Genomic DNA, 15,914 nt, shown 5'->3' with positions numbered 1-15,914 from the left:
CACTCCCTCGGTGTTTTGTTATTTGAACTTGTCGTGCGGCTCGCCTACAGGCCCAGTTCGTTCCACAACGAGTCGATGCGTTGTTTGACCGCTTTATCCATCTCGATCGGGCGGCCCCATTCGCGATCGGTTTCGCCGGGCCATTTGTTGGTGGCGTCGAGCCCCATCTTCGACCCGAGCCCCGCCACCGGCGACGCGAAATCCAGATAGTCGATCGGCGTGCGGTCCACCAGCACCGTGTCACGCGCGGGATCGATGCGCGTGGTAATCGCCCAGATCACCTCTTTCCAGTCGCGAATATTGACGTCTTCGTCGACCACCACGATGAACTTCGTATACATGAACTGCCGCAGAAAACTCCACACGCCGAACATCACGCGCTTGGCGTGGCCGGGGTAGCTTTTCTTCATCTGCACGATGGCCATGCGGTAGCTGCAGCCTTCGGGCGGCAGATAGAAATCGGTGATCTCGCTGAACTGCTTCTGCAACAGCGGCACGAACACTTCGTTGAGCGCGACGCCGAGCACCGCGGGTTCGTCGGGCGGTTTGCCGGTGTAGGTGGAGTGATAGATCGCATCGCGCCGCATGGTGATGCGTTCGACGGTGAAGACGGGGAACCACTCCTGCTCGTTGTAGTAGCCGGTGTGGTCGCCGTACGGGCCTTCCAGCGCATGTTCGTAGCCGGCCGATGCACCCTTTGTGGGCCGCGGCGGCGCGCCGGCCGGAGCGGGCGAGGGCGTGCCTTCCTGCGGATAGATGAACCCTTCGAGCACGATCTCGGCGCGCGCGGGCACCTGCAAACCGTCGACGCCCGGCGTGATGCATTTGGCGAGCTCGGTGCGCCCGCCTCGCAGCAGTCCGGCGAACTGGTATTCGGACAAGGTATCGGGCACCGGCGTGACCGCACCGAGGATCGTGGCCGGATCGGCGCCCAGCACGACCGCCACCGGATACGGTTTGCCCGGATTCTGCAGCGCGAACTCGCGGAAATCGAGCGCGCCACCGCGATGGGCGAGCCAGCGCATGATCAGTTTGTTACGCCCGATCAGTTGCTGGCGATATATACCTAAATTTTGTCGGCTCTTATTCGGGCCTTTTGTGACGGTCAGGCCCCATGTGATCAGCGGGCCGGCATCGCCCGGCCAGCAGGTCTGAATCGGCAGTCTGGCGAGGTCCACGTCGTTGCCTTCCCAGACGATTTCCTGGCAGGGCGGCGCGCTCACCGTTTTGGGCGCCATGTCCCACACCGCCTTGGCCAGCGAGAACAGTTTGCCCGCGTCCTTGAGGCCTTTCGGCGGCTCCGGTTCCTTCAACGCGGAGAGCAGCCGACCGACATCGCGCAGCGACTCGAGCGCAGCGCCGTCGCCTTCACCGGCCTGCGCGTCGACACCCATACCGAGCGCCACCCGACGCGGTGTGCCGAACAGGTTGCCGAGCACTGGAAACTCATGCTGGGCCCGGCTCTCGAACAGTAACGCCGGGCCGCCGGCGCGCAGCACGCGGTCGCACAGTTCGGTCATTTCCAGGACAGGCGAGACGGTTTGCGAGATACGGCGCAGTTCTCCGATCGATTCGAGACGGCCGACGAAATCACGCAGGTCTTTATATTTCATCTGGTGCGGTTCAGTGCCGCGCGAGCGGCGGGAAGGAAGGGCGCGGCAGGCTGCTACCGCTCCAAAACGATTGTCGATTTTACCTGCGTTGACTAGCGCACGTAGCTCAGCCGAACGGCCTGGGTAGAGGAACTCATTTGAGATGGCTCAAAAGGCGCATGCTGCGCGGTTCTTGACCGACTGAACACTGTTCATTATTACAATTAGTTATACTTTTGCCCGTCTATAGTGTTGACGATCTATAAAACCCTGCATAGAATCCGTCCACATTGGTTGCAGGGCGTGAACCTTTTTACCACTGCCCCCGGTCCCTTTAGACGCAACGCGTCACCGTTTACCGAACCCCTGCACGGTATCTGACGGCCTTACTGAAGTCCTCGCCAGCGCCAACTGACGCTGGTTTTTCGCGTGGGAGCCATCGCCTGCATACTTTTTTGGTATGCCGCGTCCACTTTTCAGGACGGCTCCCCACAGAGACGGTATTTGCCGTTTTCCCGACGTCGCTGCTGCCCTAACCAGACAGAGCACGCGATGTCTTGACTCTTCGAACGTGTGTTACCGCCTGTTTACATGGCGGAGTTCGGGGATCATGCACCATGGGAGATCTGAATGAACGCCTGGTTATCGTGGCGTCCCGATGAGCGTATTGCGCAGGTTGTGCGTGGTGTGCTGCGTCGCGGGACGCGAATGAGTCATCACCTGTTCAGCATTGTCGGCGGTATCGCTGTCGTGCTGGCACTCGTACTGTGGCTGATGCCGGCCCTGCGCGGCACGCTCGCCGCCAAGCTGATGCCGGTTGTGTCAGCCGCCGTGCAAGCCGGGCCCGCCCGGTTGCTGCAGGGCAACCCGCTGCCGTCGTTCGGCCCGCCGGGCAGCCCGTCTTCCGACGAATCGCTGTCCGCCAATTCGAACGGCGCCGACAGCGCGAGCGGTGCGACCAACGGCAACACCGCCGCCACCGTAAGCAATACCAGCTTTGACGGCGCCTTCGACGGCTCCGGTTCGGCCGGTATGGGCGTCGCAGCCCTCAACGGGCTCGACCCGCGCACCATGCAAAGCGTCAGCGCGCTGGCGCGTCTGATCCCGTCGCAGCGTGTCTCCGCCGACGCCCGCGATGACCGCGTGCTGGTGTCGACCCGTGAGCAGGATCTGGTCGCGTCTTACCTGGCGCGGCGTTATCGCGTCGCCCAGGAGCCCGTTAGCGAGCTCGTGAAGGCCGCGTTCGACACCGGCCGCGAAGTCGGTCTCGACCCGCTGCTGCTGCTGTCCGTGATGGCGATCGAATCCGGCTTCAACCCGTACGCCGAGAGCGGCGTGGGCGCGCAAGGCCTGATGCAGGTCATGTCGAAGGTGCACTCGGACAAGTTCCAGTACTTCGGCGGCCAGAGCGCGGCGCTCGAACCGGTCGCGAACATCAAGGTGGGCGCGCTGGTGCTGAAGGATTGCATCGCCCGTGGCGGTTCGTTGCCGGGCGGCTTGCGCCTGTATGTGGGCTCGACCTCGCAGGACGACGGCGGTTACGGCGCCAAGGTGATGGCTGAGCGCGGTCGTCTGCGCGACGTGGCGCGTGGCCGCAAGGTGCCGATCAATGCACCGCAATCGCCGGTTCTGACGACCGCATCGGCGAATACGACGGCTGCGGCGGCTGCCAGCGGCAAGCGCGTACAGATGACGCTCGACGGCGGTCATCCGCTGAGCGCGGCGCCGGTGAAGACGCCAGTGTCCGAGCAGGACGACGCCAGTTCCAACGCGACCAAGCATGTCGCTTCGAATTCGGAGTTCGGCGCTTAACGTTTAGCGTTGTTTTGCGTCGGCGATATGAGCTGAACGCGACTGGGCCGATGCAAGGCCGTCGCCCATAAAAAAGGACACCCTCGGGTGTCCTTTTTTGCGTCTGGCGATCCGGAACGATCAATGCTGCCCGAACAGCTTCGCCAGCCGGTCGACGGCTTCTTCCAGCTTCGGATAAGCCGTTGCATACGACAGCCGGATGTAGTCCTTCGGCGCATGCGTGCCGAAATCCATTCCTGGCACCAGCACCACGCCCGCATCGTGCAGCATCGCTTTGGTCAGCGCGGCGCTGTCGCCGGCGGCCGGATGCGCGACCGTGCGGCAATCCGCGTAGACGTAAAACGCGCCGTCGGGCATGACCGGCACCGAAAACCCCAGCGATTCCAGAGCCGGTGCGATGAAGTCGCGCCGACGCTTGAATTCCAGCCGCCGGCCTTCATAAATGGCGATGGTGTCTGGCTCGAAGCACGCGAGCGCCGCGTGCTGCGCGAGCGCCGACGCGCAGATGAACAGGTTCTGCGCGAGCTTTTCGAAAGCGCCGACCGTGTTTGGCGGCACCACCAGCCAGCCGAGTCGCCAGCCGGTCATGTTGAAGTACTTGGAGAAACTGTTGACGGTGATCACGTCGTCGCCGAACGACAGCGCTGACACGGGCTTCGCGTCGTAGCTCAAGCCCTGGTAGATTTCGTCGACGATGGTAAAGCCGCCGCGCGAGCGCACCGCTTTGACGATGCGTTCGAGTTCGGCGGGTTCGATCGACGTGCCGGTCGGATTCGACGGCGACGCCAGCAGCACACCACGCGTGTGCTCGTTCCACAGACGTTCGACGTCGGCGGCGGTCAGCTGGAAACGTTCGGCCGGGCCGCCCGGCACCATGACCGGCTTGCCTTCGGCGGCGATCACGAAATGCCGGTTGCACGGATAGCACGGGTCGGGCATCAGCACTTCGTCGTCGCGATCGACCAGCGCGGCGCATGCCAGCAGCAACGCGGCGGAAGCGCCGGCCGTGACCACGATCCGCGCCGGATCGACGTTCACGCCGTAGAAGTCGGCGTAGTGCGCGGAGATGGCTTCGCGCAGCGGCTGCAGGCCGAGCGCATTGGTGTATTGGGTGACGCCGCGGCGCAGCGCGTTCGCGGCGGCCTCGATGACCGGTTCGGGCGCGGTGAAATCGGGCTCGCCGATTCCCATGTGAATAATGTCGCGCCCGTCGCGCTCCAGCAGCGCGGCCTCCTTGGCCAGCTCCATCACATAGAAAGGCTGGATGGCATCGACGCGAGCGGCGAGCCGCACCAAGGGTTCGGTCACGGAGTTCATACGATCAGATCAGATCCATTCAGAAGCAAAGACGGCAGAAGCAAAGACGGACGGCGCCTTTCGCGGCAACGCGCTTCACGTTCAAGCGCGCACAGCCAGACTCAGCAAACCCAGCACATGCCGCGGCTCACGCCGCAGTCATGTGCTGCATCAAACTCAAGACTTGCGGGCCGCTTGCGTTTCAGCCGAGCGCAATTGCGCCGCCAGCTTGTCCAGCACGCCGTTCACGTACTTGTAGCCGTCCGCGCCGCCAAACGTCTTGGCGAGTTCGACGGCTTCGTTGATGACCACGCGATAGGGAATATCCACATGGTTCTTGAACTCGTAGGCGGCGACCAGCAGAACCGCGCGTTCGACTGGCGAGAGCTGTTCGAGCGGACGGTCCAGACACGGCGCGATGTCGGCGGAGAGCGCTTCCGAATCGCGGATCACGCCTTGCAGCAGCGCGTTCAGATGTTCGTGATCGGCCTTGTCGTAGCCTTGCGCGCCGCGCAGTTGCGCGTCGATTTCGCTGCTGGACGAACCTGATAGCAGCCACTGGTAAAGCCCCTGCGTGGCCAGTTCGCGGGAGCGTCGGCGTGCGCTCTTCATGCCCCTTCCTCTTCTTCGTCTTCTTCTTCTTCGTCGTCGCCGCCGAGTTGTTCGAGCGCGACGGAGAGGTTCGCCATTTCGACGGCCACGCGCGCTGCGTCACGACCCTTTTCGGTCATGCGGGCGACGGCCTGCTCGTCGTTTTCGGTGGTCAGCACGGCGTTCGCGACCGGAATGCCGAAGTCGAGACCGATACGCGTGATGCCCGCGCCGCTTTCGTTCGAGACCAGTTCGAAGTGGTACGTCTCGCCGCGAATCACCGCGCCGAGCGCGATCAGTGCGTCGAATTGCGCGCTTTCGGCGAGCTTTTGCAGCGCCAGCGGAATTTCCAGTGCACCCGGCACGGTGACCAGCAGCACGTCTTCGCCGGTCACGCCGAGGCGTTCGAGTTCTTCGATGCAGGAGTCGGCGAGGCCGTTGCAAACGGGTTCGTTAAAGCGCGCCTGGACGATGCCGATGCGCAGTCCGTCGCCGTCGAGATTCGGTTGGTATTGTCCGATTTCCATTGTGAATTCCGTAGTGTTTTGAGTGGGCGCTAATGCGCGAGAGTGGTCGGATCAGCCTTGTGGAGCTTGTGCCTTGCTGCCCGGCATCGGAACGAAGCCGGTGACTTCGAGACCGTAACCCGACATGCTGCCCAGCTTGCGCGGGTTCGACAGGACCTGCATCTTGCCGACACCCAGCTCGCGCAGAATCTGCGCGCCGATGCCGTACGTCTTGAAGTCGACCGGACGGCGTTTGAGCGCCTCGGCTTTTTCCTTCGAATCGAAGGCCTTGAACACGTCGATCAGATGGTCTTTCGAGTCGCCGCAGTTCAGCAGCACGATCACGCCGCAGTCGCGCGCGGCGATTTCTTTCATGGCCGCGTCGAGCGTCCACGAGTGGGTGGATTCGCTGACTTCCAGCAGATCCAGCACCGACAGCGGCTCATGCACGCGCACCAGCGTGTCCTGATCCGTGCACGGCGTGCCGCGCACCAGCGCGATATGCGGCTGGCCGCTCGGCTGGTCGAGATACATGACCGCGCGGAACGCGCCGTGCGCCGTTTGCATGGTGCGTTCGCAAATACGCTCGACGATCGACTCGGTGCGGCTGCGATAGTGGATCAGATCCGCGATCGTGCCGATCTTGAGATCGTGTTCTTTCGCGAACTCCATCAGGTCCGGCAGGCGCGCCATGGTGCCGTCGTCTTTGATGACTTCGCAGATCACCGCGGCCGGCGTGAGGCCTGCCAGCGCGGTGAAGTCGCAACCGGCCTCGGTATGGCCGGCGCGCACCAGCACGCCGCCCGGCTGGGCCATGATCGGGAACACGTGGCCCGGCTGCACGATGTGCTCGGCCTTGGCGTCCGGCGCGACCGCCGCGGCGATCGTGCGGGCGCGGTCCGCCGCGGAGATGCCGGTGGTCACGCCTTCAGCCGCTTCGATGCTGACCGTGAACGCCGTGCCGTACTGCGTGCCGTTGCGGTACGTCATGAGCGGCAGGTTCAGCAGCTTGCAGCGCTCCTGGGTGAGCGTCAGGCAGACCAGGCCACGGCCGTAGCGGGCCATGAAGTTGATCGCTTCCGGCGTGACGAATTCGGCGGCGATTACGAGGTCGCCCTCGTTTTCGCGGTCTTCTTCGTCGACGAGGATCACCATCCGGCCGGCTTTCAGTTCGGCGATGATCTCTAAAGTGGAGGCGAGCGTCATGTTGGCGGAGATTTTCGGGAAAGCGCGTATTTTACGCCACGCGCGGTCTCAAGTCGCCATCCGCCGGATGGGATAGGCCATTCGGCCGGCTTGTGGAAGGCCCGGCGGACCTCCACAATCGGCCGGCCAACGCTTACCAAACCACTCAGTGATCCGTCAGGTTCGCCTGCAGCACGGTCAGCGCCGTCATGTTGACGATCCGCCTGACCGTCGAGCTCGAGGTCAGGATATTGACCGGCGCGTTGACGCCGAGCAGGAACGGACCCACGGCGACATTGCTGCCCGCGCCGGTTTTCAGCAGGTTGTAGGCAATGTTGCCGGCGTCCACGTTCGGGCAGACCAGCAGATTGGCCGCGCCCTTGAGTGGCGAGTTGGGCAGAATACGAAGGCGCAACGCTTCGTCCAGTGCGCAATCGCCGTGCATTTCGCCGTCCACTTCGAGCTCGGGCGCCTGCGCCCGCACCAGTTCCAGCGCGCGGCGCATCTTCGCGCCGGAGGCCGCGGCGCCCGAGCCGAAGTTCGAGCGCGACAGCAGGGCGGCCTTGGGCGTCAGGTTTAGCCACGCCATCTGCTTCGCGGCGGCGATCGTGTATTCGGCGATCTGTTCGGCGGTGGGGTCGTCGTTGATGTGCGTGTCGACCAGCGCGACCGTGCGCTCGTCGAGCAGCAGAATGTTCATCGCCGCATAGGTGCGCGCGCCGGGCTTCTTGCCGATCACTTCATCGACGAAGCGCAGATGGTCGTGATACGCGCCGACCGTGCCGCACACCATGCCGTCCGCGTCGCCCAGGCGCACCATCATCGCGCCGATCAGCGTCAGGCGCCGGCGCGTCTCGACGCGTGCCATTTCCTTCGTGATGCCGTCGCGGCACATCAATTCCCAGTAAGTCGTCCAGTACTGCGTGAAACGCTCGTCGTACTCGGGATTGGTGACTTCGACGTCCTGGCCGAGCCGCAAGCGCAGACCGAATTTCTCGATGCGTGCGAGCAGCACCTCCGGCCGCCCGACCAGAATCGGCCGTGCGAGCTTTTCGTCGACGACCACCTGCACCGCGCGCAGCACGCGTTCGTCCTCGCCCTCGGTGAAGACGATGCGTGCCTTGCCGCCGTCGCGCACGAATTGTCGCGCGTTCGAGAAAAGCGGCTTCATGAACGCGCCCGAGTGGTAGACGAACTGCTGCAACTGTTCGACGTAGGCGTCCAGATCCGGCAGCGGCCGGGTCGCGACGCCGCCTTCCATGGCGGCCCGCGCGACGGCCGGCGCGATCCGCACGATCAGACGCGGGTCGAACGGCTTCGGAATCAGGTATTGCGGGCCGAACGCCACGTCGTAGGCGCCGTAGGCGGCCGCGACCACGTCGTTCTGTTCTTCTTCCGCGAGGCCGGCAATGGCGTGCACGGCGGCAATTTCCATCTCCCGCGTGATGGTGGTGGCGCCCACGTCGAGCGCGCCGCGGAAGATATAAGGGAAGCACAGCACGTTGTTGACCTGGTTCGGATAGTCCGAGCGGCCGGTCGCGATCACGACGTCGTCGCGGGTCGCGTGCGCGAGTTCCGGGAAAATCTCCGGCGTCGGATTGGCGAGCGCGAGGATCAGCGGCCGCGCGGCCATCGTTTTCAGCATGTCCGCGCTCAGAATGCCGCCCACCGACAGACCGAGGAACACGTCGGCCCCCTCGATCACCTCGGCCAGCGTACGCGCCGGGGTTTCCTGCGCGAAGCGCGCCTTGTCCGGATCCATCAGCGTTGTGCGGCCGCGATAAACGACGCCTTCAATGTCGGTCGCCCAGATGTTGTCCACCGGCAGGCCGAGGTCCACCAGCAAATCGAGGCAGGCCAGCGCCGCCGCGCCCGCGCCGGACGTGACGACCTTGACCTCGGCGATGGACTTGCCCACCACCTTCAGGCCGTTGATAAACGCGGCCGACACGGTGATCGCCGTGCCGTGCTGATCGTCGTGAAAGACCGGAATCTTCATGCGCTCGCGCAGCTTGCGTTCGACGATAAAGCACTCTGGCGCCTTGATGTCTTCGAGGTTGATCCCGCCGAAGGTCGGCTCCAGGCCGGCAATGATGTCGACCAGCTTGTCCGGGTCCGTTTCATTGATCTCGATGTCGAACACGTCGACGCCGGCGAACTTCTTGAACAGCACGGCTTTGCCTTCCATGACCGGCTTGGAGGCCAGCGCGCCGATATTGCCGAGGCCCAGCACTGCGGTGCCGTTGCTGATCACGCCGACCAGGTTGCCGCGCGCGGTAAAGCGATACGCCTGAAGCGGATCTTCGGCGATGGCCGAGCACACGCTGGCGACGCCCGGCGTGTAGGCGAGCGCCAGGTCGCGCTGGGTCGCGAGCGGTTTGCTGGCCACCACGGAGATCTTTCCCGGGGTCGGGAATTCGTGATAGTCGAAAGCGGCTTGCTGGTCGGTCGGGTTCATGTTTCTCGCCTTGGTGCGCGCCGGGCCGGTCCCGGCGCGATCTGTTAAGGCGATTCTAGACAGTCGTTATAAGGGGATCATTCTGTTTTAATATCGACCCATCACTTTTTTATGATGAGTGCGGGCTAACCGGCAACTTTGCGACGACTTTGCGATGACATTCGAATCGAACGATCTGGTCAGGCGCCTGAGCGCGCGGCTAAAAATGCGGCATCTGGTGCTGTTGCTGCACATCGAGCAGCACCGGTCGCTCACGCGGGTCGCCGAGCACATGGCCAGCAGTCAACCCGCCGTGACCAACGCGCTGGCGGAGTTGGAGAGCATGTTCGGCACGCCGCTGTTCGAGCGCTCGTCGCGCGGCATGCTGCCGACCGCGTTGGGCGCCGTGGTGCTCAGGCGCGCGCAGGCCATGGTCCACGATCTTGACCACCTCGCGCGCGATATGCAGGCGGTGGCGTCCGGGCATGCGGCGCATCTGCACGTCGGGGTGATTCCGTTCATTTCCGGGCAGATGTTGTCGGCGACCTTACGGCGCCTGAAATCCGGCATGGAGCGGCGCCTGACCGTGACGATTCACGAAGGCACCAGCGAGCAGTTGCTCTCGCAACTACACGACCATGCCGTCGACATCGTGATCGGCCGGGCGTCGGCGGCGGTGGATCTGGCGCAAGTCGGCTTCCAGGTGCTGTACCAGCAACAACCCCGGCTGATTGCGAACCGGCGGCTGGCCGCGCAACTGGCGCGCGTGAAGCTCGACTGGAACACGCTGCGCACACTCGACTGGATTCTCGGCGCACCGCAGACGCCGATGCGCGAGCAGGTGTCGGATCTGTTTCTGGCTGCGGGCGCGGCGCCACCCGTGCCGATGGTGGAGAGTTACTCGTCCAAGCTGATCGGCGAAATGATTGCGTCGGGTGAAAACGCCGTGTCGATTGTTCCGGCCGATATCGCCGAAGAGCTGGTTCGAATCGCGGGCGTGGCGATCGTGCCGTATTCGTTTCAGTGGACGCTGCCGCCGATCGCCGTGTTCACACATTCGCAACGGCCGCGTCCGGAGGCGCTGACGCTTTTCATCGCATCGTTGCAGGCGATTTGCGCGGAGACCTATGCGGAACGGCGCAGGGACGGGTGAGTCGAGAGTCGGATCGTGTCGTTGCGCGGGCCAGTGACTTGTCGAACTTCTCGCGAGCGGAGTGAAAAGGCGGCAATTACCCGCTCTATTCGCCGCGTTCGCTGCCAGGGAGGCACGATATAGTCGGTCGGCATGGCTGTTTCAGCCACCCCTTCTCACGACGGACGTCGAAATGATTCCAATCGGTCTAGCCTCAACGCTGCTCAGCAATGTGGGCAGCGCAATCCGTTCCGGTCTGTCGCAACTGGCCGGCAACAAGAGCAGCTCCAGCGCATCGGGCGCCAGCGCCAGCCAGCAACCCACTTTTGCCACCCACCTGAAGGCGGCGACCTCGTCGACCAGTACGACGGGAAGCCATCACCCTCATCTGCATTCCAAGGGAATCGTGGTGAGCGCGTCGGCCGATGCCGTGCCGTCGACGTCGCAAGCGAGCGGCGCTAATGCCGCGGTGGGCAAGAGCATCGATATCAGCGCGTAAGCGTTTGATTGTTTAGCGGTTTAGCGGTTTAAGCGTCGGCTTTTCCTGGCCGACGGTTAAACCGTCAGAACTCGCTTCGGTAGGCGAAAAGCCCGGGCAGACCACCGGTCATGACGAACAGGATGTTCTGTCCTGCGCGGTAGTGCCCGGCGGCGGCGTTTTCCACGAGACCCGCGAACGCTTTTCCACCGTAGACCGGATCGAGCAGCAATCCTTCCGTCGACGCCATCAGGCGAACTGCTGCGCGCATGCCATCGGTTGGGATGCCGTAGCCGGCGCCGAGTTGGGCCTCGTCGATTGAAATCGCGCTGCTGTCGACGCGGAGAGTCGCGTTGATGAGTTGAGCCGTCTGGTTCGCTTTATCGAGCGTGGTCGAGCGGGCCTGTTCGGCCTTGCCATACACCGTGAACGCGCTCACGAGCGACGGATCCCGTCCCATCGCCACCAATCCGGCGACGAGCCCGGCGTGCATCCCACCGCTGCCGTTGGGAACCACGATGCGATCGAACGACAGGCCATCCGCCTTCGCCTGGCCGACGATTTCAGCCGCGCAATCCGCATAGCCCAAACAGCCCACCGGACTCGAGCCGCCCAACGGACAGACATAGACGCGACGGCCTTGCGCACGCAACTCGTTCGCGCGGTCCTCGGCGAATTGCAGCGCGTTGGCCGAGCCCGGCAAATCGTGCACGCGCGCGTTGAACAATGCGTCGAGCAGAATGTTGCCGTTGTCGACGTAGTCGGGGTCGTCACGCGGCACCGCTCTCGTCAGAACCAGCTCGCACCCGAGGCCGACACGCGCAGCGGCCGCAGCCGTCAGGCGCGCGTGATTCGACTGCCGCGCGCCGACGGTAATGATCGTGTCCGCGCCGCTCGCTAATGCTTCGCCGATCAGGAATTCGAGCTTGCGCAACTTGTTGCCGCCACCGCCCAGACCGTTCAGATCGTCTCGTTTGACGAACACGCTCACGCCGCCTAAGTGGGCGCTCAGGCGAGGCAGATGCTGGATCGGCGTCGGCCCTTCGAGGAGGGCGCGGCGCGGAAACTTCGACAGATCGAGTTGGGGTGTGGGGGCGAGGGCCATTAGCTTTGCGACGTCGACAGCATCCGCTCCACATACCGCGCAATCAGATCGATCTCCAGATTAACCGCCGACCCCTCGCGCAGATTCTTCAGCGACGTCACCTGCACCGTGTGCGGAATCAGATTGATCGAAAACTCGCAGCCATCGTCGCGATCTTTAACCGAGTTCACCGTCAGGCTCACGCCATTCACCGTGATCGATCCTTTAAACGCCAGGTAGCGGCCAATCTCACGCGGCGCCAGCACGCGCAATTCATGCGATTCACCCACCGGCGCGAAATGCGTGACCGTGCCGAGTCCGTCGACGTGACCGGAAACGATATGCCCGCCCAACCGGTCATGCGCGCGCAGCGCCTTCTCGAGATTCACCTCGCCGGTTTCGCCGAGCCCTGCCGTGCAGTTCAAACTTTCGCGCGACACGTCGACTTCGAACGAATGCGCGGTCAGCGCGACCACGGTCATGCAGGCGCCCTGGATTGTGATGCTGTCGCCGAGTTGCACGTCGCCGAGATCGAGCCCGCCCGCTTCGACGTTCAGGCGCACGCCCGCGTCGCCGTCGGTGCCGAGCGACTTGACTGATTCAATGCGGCCCACTGCCGCGACGATTCCTGTGAACATCGTGCTAATCCTCGATCAATTTGAAATGGGTTCAGACGTGGGATCGGTGCCGGGCTCGCTCGCGCCGTGAGGCGTGAAGCGCGCGAGAATCCGCAGATCGTCGCCGATCCGGTCGATCGCATGGAAATTCAGTTTGACGCGGCCGTCCAGCGTGTCCGGCGCGCTCAGATTGAACATGCTCATCGAGTCCATGCCGAGCAGGCTCGGCGCGAGATACACAAGCAGTTCGTCGACGCAGCCTTCACGCAGCAACGAACCGTTCAACTTGTAGCCCGCCTCGACATGCAGTTCGTTCACGTTGCGCTGGCCGAGCACGTTCAGCACGGCGGGCAGGTCGACCTTGCCGGCGGGGTTCGCCAGCTGGACGATCTCGGCGCCGCGATCGCGCAGCGCGTTGGCGCGCTCGGTATGGCGTTGATCCAGATTGCCGCAGAAAATCAACGTGGACGCACCGGCCAGAATCTGCGCCTCGGGCGGCACGTCGAGCTGACTGTCGATCAACACGCGTTGCGGCTGGCGCGGCGTGTCGACGGCGCGCACGGTCATGCGCGGATCGTCTTCCCTGACGGTGCCGATACCCGTCAGAATCGCCGACGCCCGGGCGCGCCACGCGTGACCATCGGCGCGCGCCGCTTCGCCAGTGATCCACTGGCTGACACCCGAAGGCAAGCCCGTGCGGCCGTCGAGCGACGCCGCCACCTTCATGCGCACCCACGGGCGGCCACGCGTCATGCGCGATACGAAGCCGATGTTCAGTTCATGCGCTTCCTGCGCGAGCAGTCCGCAACGCACTTCGATACCGGCGTCGCGCAATATTGCGAGGCCGCGTCCGGACACTTGCGGATTGGGGTCTTCCATTGCCGCGACCACACGCGCGACCTGCGCTTCGATCAACGCATTCGCGCACGGCGGCGTGCGGCCGAAGTGGCTGCACGGTTCGAGCGTGACGTAGGCCGTGGCGCCGCGCAGATCGTGACCGCGCGAACGCGCGTCTTTCAATGCGCGGATTTCCGCATGATCCTGGCCGGCCGGTTGCGTGAAACCTTCGCCGATCACTTCGCCGTTCTTGACGAGCACGCAGCCGACTCGCGGATTGGGATCGGTGGTGTACATGCCGCGCTTCGCGAGAGCGAGCGCGCGTTCCATATGGACGAAGTCGGTTTGCGAGAACATCGGCTTCAGGCCGCGAGCGAAGCGAACGCGCCACGCGCCGCGTCGATCGTGGCGTCGATGATCGCGTCGTCGTGAACGATCGACACGAAGCCCGCTTCGTACGCCGACGGCGCGAAGTACACGCCGGCGTCGAGCATTTTGTGGAAGAACGCGTTGAAGCGCGGCACGTCGCTCTTCGTCACTTCGGCGAAGCTCGCCGGAATCGCGTCGGCAAAGTAGAGGCCGAACATGCCGCCGAGGGAATCGGCCGCGAACGGCACGCCGGCTTCATGCGCGACCTTCACCAGACCTTGCGCGAGGCGCGTGGTGCGGGCGGTAAGCGTGTCGTAAAAGCCCGGTGCCTGGATCAGTTGCAAGGTTTTCAGGCCCGCGGCGACCGCGATCGGATTGCCCGACAGCGTGCCGGCCTGATAGACGCCGCCGAGCGGCGCGAGGTGCGCCATGATGTCGCGCCGTCCGCCGAATGCCGCGGCCGGCATGCCGCCGCCGATCACTTTGCCCAGACACGTCAGGTCCGGCGTGATGCCGTAGACCTGCTGTGCGCCGCCCAGCGCGACGCGGAAACCGCACATCACTTCGTCGAAAATCAGCACGGCGCCGTATTCGGTGCACAGGCGCCGCAAGGCTTGCAGGAATTCCGGCGTGGCGCGCACGAGATTCATGTTGCCCGCCACCGGCTCGACGATCACGGAAGCGATCTCGTTGCCGAACGCCTTGAACGCTTCTTCGAGTTCCGCGACGTTGTTGTATTCGAGCACGGTGGTGTGCTTCGCGATATCGGCCGGCACGCCCGCCGAGGTCGGATTGCCGAAGGTCAGCAGGCCCGAGCCGGCCTTGACCAGCAGGCTGTCCGCGTGACCGTGATAGCAGCCCTCGAACTTGACGATGCGGCTGCGGTCCGTGAAGCCGCGTGCGAGACGCAGCGCGCTCATGGTGGCTTCCGTGCCGCTCGACACCATACGAACCTGTTCGATCGACGGCACCAGCTTGCAGATTTCTTCGGCGATTTCGATTTCGGACTCGGTCGGCGCGCCGAACGAGAAGCCGTTGCCGAGCACGCGCTGGACCGCTTCGAGCACGTCGGGGTGGACGTGGCCAAGAATCATCGGCCCCCACGAGCCGATGTAGTCGATGTAGCGCTGGCCGTCCGCGTCCCAGAAGTACGGGCCTTGCGCGCGCTCGATGAAACGCGGCGTGCCGCCGACCGAGCGGAACGCGCGTACCGGCGAGTTCACGCCGCCGGGGATGGTATGTTGCGCGCGTTCGAAGAGGGTTTCGTTGTTGGACATGGCGATAGCTGGAATAGAGGTTGCGCAGCGGCGCGGGTTGCCGGAAGGCGGTTCGCGCGGCGCTGGGATCGGTGAGGAAATTGTACCGGAGTCAGCGTGAAGCGGCTTTGCGGCTGGCCTTGTACGTGACCTCAGGTTTTGCGCGCGCTTTTTGCCGCCACCGCGGCGTGCGCGCTGACTTTACTGGAACGCGGCGGTGTGGTCGGCGGTTCGAGTGCCGGCGACGGACGTGCACCGGTTAGCTCGCGCCAACGCTTTTCCAGCGCGCCTTCGGCGATCGGCTTGATGACGGTGCCGGAACTTTGCGCGTCCCATGTCTGCACCGAGAATGGATGCACGCGCAACGTGTCGCGCGGAATCACCACGCTTGCATGCGCATCGACCAGCCAGTCGTACGCGAAGTCGATACACAGGCGGTAGCCGCGCTTCGTCGCCGCGTCCGGGACCTCGTACGGCGCACGCGTCACGTAGCCGGAGCCGAAGATACCCTTGGGTTCCATGGCCACACGGTGCAGAAACACCCGATCGCCCGGCAGGATGCCGCGCGCGAATCCGCAGCCCCAGACGTCGGACACCGCGACACCTGCGGCGACGCGCTTCGCCACGTCAGGCAGTTCGGGCCAAGGCCATTTCTTGGGGCTCCAGATCAGCAGGAAGGCGGTCATCGCGTGGTCGTTGCGGGAGGGGGGAGATGGGCGGCC

At 64.2% G+C, this 15,914-nt stretch carries 14 protein-coding genes; 3 read left to right on the top strand and 11 right to left on the bottom strand.

Annotation, left to right across the window (positions count from 1 at the left end; genetic code table 11):
- Positions 1-44 precede the first annotated feature (44 nt).
- Positions 45-1,613: a UbiD family decarboxylase gene (locus FA94_RS05950; RefSeq protein WP_035547815.1), complete on the bottom strand. Its 1,569-nt coding sequence runs from the start codon at positions 1,611-1,613 to the stop codon at positions 45-47.
- A 609-nt stretch (positions 1,614-2,222) separates the two neighbouring features.
- On the opposite strand from FA94_RS05950, the gene FA94_RS05945 reads away from it, so the two are divergent.
- Complete coding sequence (locus tag FA94_RS05945; RefSeq protein WP_035547812.1) at positions 2,223-3,404, top strand: lytic transglycosylase domain-containing protein; 1,182 nt, start codon at positions 2,223-2,225, stop codon at positions 3,402-3,404.
- A 120-nt stretch (positions 3,405-3,524) separates the two neighbouring features.
- Here FA94_RS05945 and FA94_RS05940 read toward each other — a convergent pair whose 3' ends face one another.
- From FA94_RS05940 to FA94_RS05920, 5 genes are all read right to left on the bottom strand, one after another.
- The gene (locus FA94_RS05940; RefSeq protein ID WP_035547808.1) at positions 3,525-4,721 is read right to left on the bottom strand and encodes a pyridoxal phosphate-dependent aminotransferase; all 1,197 of its coding nucleotides are present in this window, start codon (positions 4,719-4,721) and stop codon (positions 3,525-3,527) included.
- 156 nt (positions 4,722-4,877) lie between these two features.
- Complete coding sequence (gene nusB, locus FA94_RS05935; protein ID WP_035547806.1) at positions 4,878-5,312, bottom strand: transcription antitermination factor NusB; 435 nt, start codon at positions 5,310-5,312, stop codon at positions 4,878-4,880.
- A complete protein-coding gene (gene ribH / locus FA94_RS05930) occupies positions 5,309-5,818 on the bottom strand; it encodes a 6,7-dimethyl-8-ribityllumazine synthase (protein WP_035547803.1) in 510 nt (169 codons plus the stop codon). The genes nusB and ribH overlap by 4 nt, the downstream gene beginning before the upstream one ends.
- Positions 5,819-5,869: 51 nt before the next feature.
- On the bottom strand, positions 5,870-7,003 hold the full coding sequence (ribBA, locus tag FA94_RS05925) for a bifunctional 3,4-dihydroxy-2-butanone-4-phosphate synthase/GTP cyclohydrolase II (protein ID WP_035547800.1): 1,134 nt from the start codon (positions 7,001-7,003) through the stop codon (positions 5,870-5,872).
- Between the two features lie 145 nt (positions 7,004-7,148).
- A complete protein-coding gene (locus FA94_RS05920; protein ID WP_035547797.1) occupies positions 7,149-9,440 on the bottom strand; it encodes an NADP-dependent malic enzyme in 2,292 nt (763 codons plus the stop codon).
- A gap of 154 nt (positions 9,441-9,594) precedes the next feature.
- On the opposite strand from FA94_RS05920, the gene FA94_RS05915 reads away from it, so the two are divergent.
- Both FA94_RS05915 and FA94_RS05910 read left to right on the top strand, forming a co-directional pair.
- Positions 9,595-10,572, top strand: coding sequence for a LysR family transcriptional regulator (locus FA94_RS05915; protein ID WP_035547795.1), 978 nt, complete (start codon positions 9,595-9,597; stop codon positions 10,570-10,572).
- Positions 10,573-10,744: 172 nt separating this feature from the next.
- On the top strand, positions 10,745-11,050 hold the full coding sequence (locus FA94_RS05910; protein ID WP_035547792.1) for a hypothetical protein: 306 nt from the start codon (positions 10,745-10,747) through the stop codon (positions 11,048-11,050).
- Positions 11,051-11,114: 64 nt separating this feature from the next.
- Here the strand turns inward: FA94_RS05910 and FA94_RS05905 are convergent, their stop codons facing one another.
- The 5 genes from FA94_RS05905 to FA94_RS05885 all read right to left on the bottom strand — a co-directional run bounded on the left by FA94_RS05905 (position 11,115) and on the right by FA94_RS05885 (position 15,878).
- Positions 11,115-12,134 carry a D-cysteine desulfhydrase family protein gene (locus tag FA94_RS05905; RefSeq protein ID WP_035547789.1) on the bottom strand — a complete coding sequence of 340 codons (1,020 nt, stop codon included), beginning with the start codon at positions 12,132-12,134 and terminating at the stop codon, positions 11,115-11,117.
- Positions 12,134-12,751, bottom strand: a complete 618-nt coding sequence (locus FA94_RS05900; protein ID WP_035547786.1) for a riboflavin synthase — start codon at positions 12,749-12,751, stop codon at positions 12,134-12,136. The genes FA94_RS05905 and FA94_RS05900 overlap by 1 nt, the downstream gene beginning before the upstream one ends.
- Before the next feature lie 15 nt (positions 12,752-12,766).
- Entirely contained in the window at positions 12,767-13,924 is a 1,158-nt protein-coding gene (ribD, locus tag FA94_RS05895; RefSeq protein WP_035547783.1) for a bifunctional diaminohydroxyphosphoribosylaminopyrimidine deaminase/5-amino-6-(5-phosphoribosylamino)uracil reductase RibD, read from the bottom strand.
- A 5-nt stretch (positions 13,925-13,929) separates the two neighbouring features.
- Positions 13,930-15,213, bottom strand: a complete 1,284-nt coding sequence (gene hemL / locus FA94_RS05890; RefSeq protein WP_035547781.1) for a glutamate-1-semialdehyde 2,1-aminomutase — start codon at positions 15,211-15,213, stop codon at positions 13,930-13,932.
- A gap of 131 nt (positions 15,214-15,344) precedes the next feature.
- A complete protein-coding gene (locus FA94_RS05885; protein ID WP_035547778.1) occupies positions 15,345-15,878 on the bottom strand; it encodes a hypothetical protein in 534 nt (177 codons plus the stop codon).
- Between the last annotated feature and the right edge of the window lie 36 nt (positions 15,879-15,914).

The sequence above is a fragment of the Burkholderia sp. 9120 genome (genome assembly GCF_000745015.1).
Classification (GTDB): Bacteria; Pseudomonadota; Gammaproteobacteria; order Burkholderiales; family Burkholderiaceae; genus Paraburkholderia.
This window is presented reverse-complemented; position numbering and strand designations above follow the sequence as displayed.

Excerpts from the sequence above, each read along its gene's own strand:
- FA94_RS05885 (WP_035547778.1), bottom strand. The coding sequence starts at position 15,878 with ATGACCGCCTTCCTGCTGATCTGGAGCCCCAAGAAATGGCCTTGGCCC.
- FA94_RS05905 (WP_035547789.1), bottom strand. The coding sequence starts at position 12,134 with ATGGCCCTCGCCCCCACACCCCAACTCGATCTGTCGAAGTTTCCGCGC.
- nusB (WP_035547806.1), bottom strand. The coding sequence starts at position 5,312 with ATGAAGAGCGCACGCCGACGCTCCCGCGAACTGGCCACGCAGGGGCTT.
- FA94_RS05900 (WP_035547786.1), bottom strand. The coding sequence starts at position 12,751 with ATGTTCACAGGAATCGTCGCGGCAGTGGGCCGCATTGAATCAGTCAAG.
- ribBA (WP_035547800.1), bottom strand. The coding sequence starts at position 7,003 with ATGACGCTCGCCTCCACTTTAGAGATCATCGCCGAACTGAAAGCCGGC.
- ribD (WP_035547783.1), bottom strand. The coding sequence starts at position 13,924 with ATGTTCTCGCAAACCGACTTCGTCCATATGGAACGCGCGCTCGCTCTC.
- FA94_RS05915 (WP_035547795.1), top strand. The coding sequence starts at position 9,595 with ATGACATTCGAATCGAACGATCTGGTCAGGCGCCTGAGCGCGCGGCTA.
- FA94_RS05940 (WP_035547808.1), bottom strand. The coding sequence starts at position 4,721 with ATGAACTCCGTGACCGAACCCTTGGTGCGGCTCGCCGCTCGCGTCGAT.
- hemL (WP_035547781.1), bottom strand. The coding sequence starts at position 15,213 with ATGTCCAACAACGAAACCCTCTTCGAACGCGCGCAACATACCATCCCC.
- ribH (WP_035547803.1), bottom strand. The coding sequence starts at position 5,818 with ATGGAAATCGGACAATACCAACCGAATCTCGACGGCGACGGACTGCGC.
- FA94_RS05910 (WP_035547792.1), top strand. The coding sequence starts at position 10,745 with ATGATTCCAATCGGTCTAGCCTCAACGCTGCTCAGCAATGTGGGCAGC.
- FA94_RS05920 (WP_035547797.1), bottom strand. The coding sequence starts at position 9,440 with ATGAACCCGACCGACCAGCAAGCCGCTTTCGACTATCACGAATTCCCG.
- FA94_RS05950 (WP_035547815.1), bottom strand. The coding sequence starts at position 1,613 with ATGAAATATAAAGACCTGCGTGATTTCGTCGGCCGTCTCGAATCGATC.
- FA94_RS05945 (WP_035547812.1), top strand. The coding sequence starts at position 2,223 with ATGAACGCCTGGTTATCGTGGCGTCCCGATGAGCGTATTGCGCAGGTT.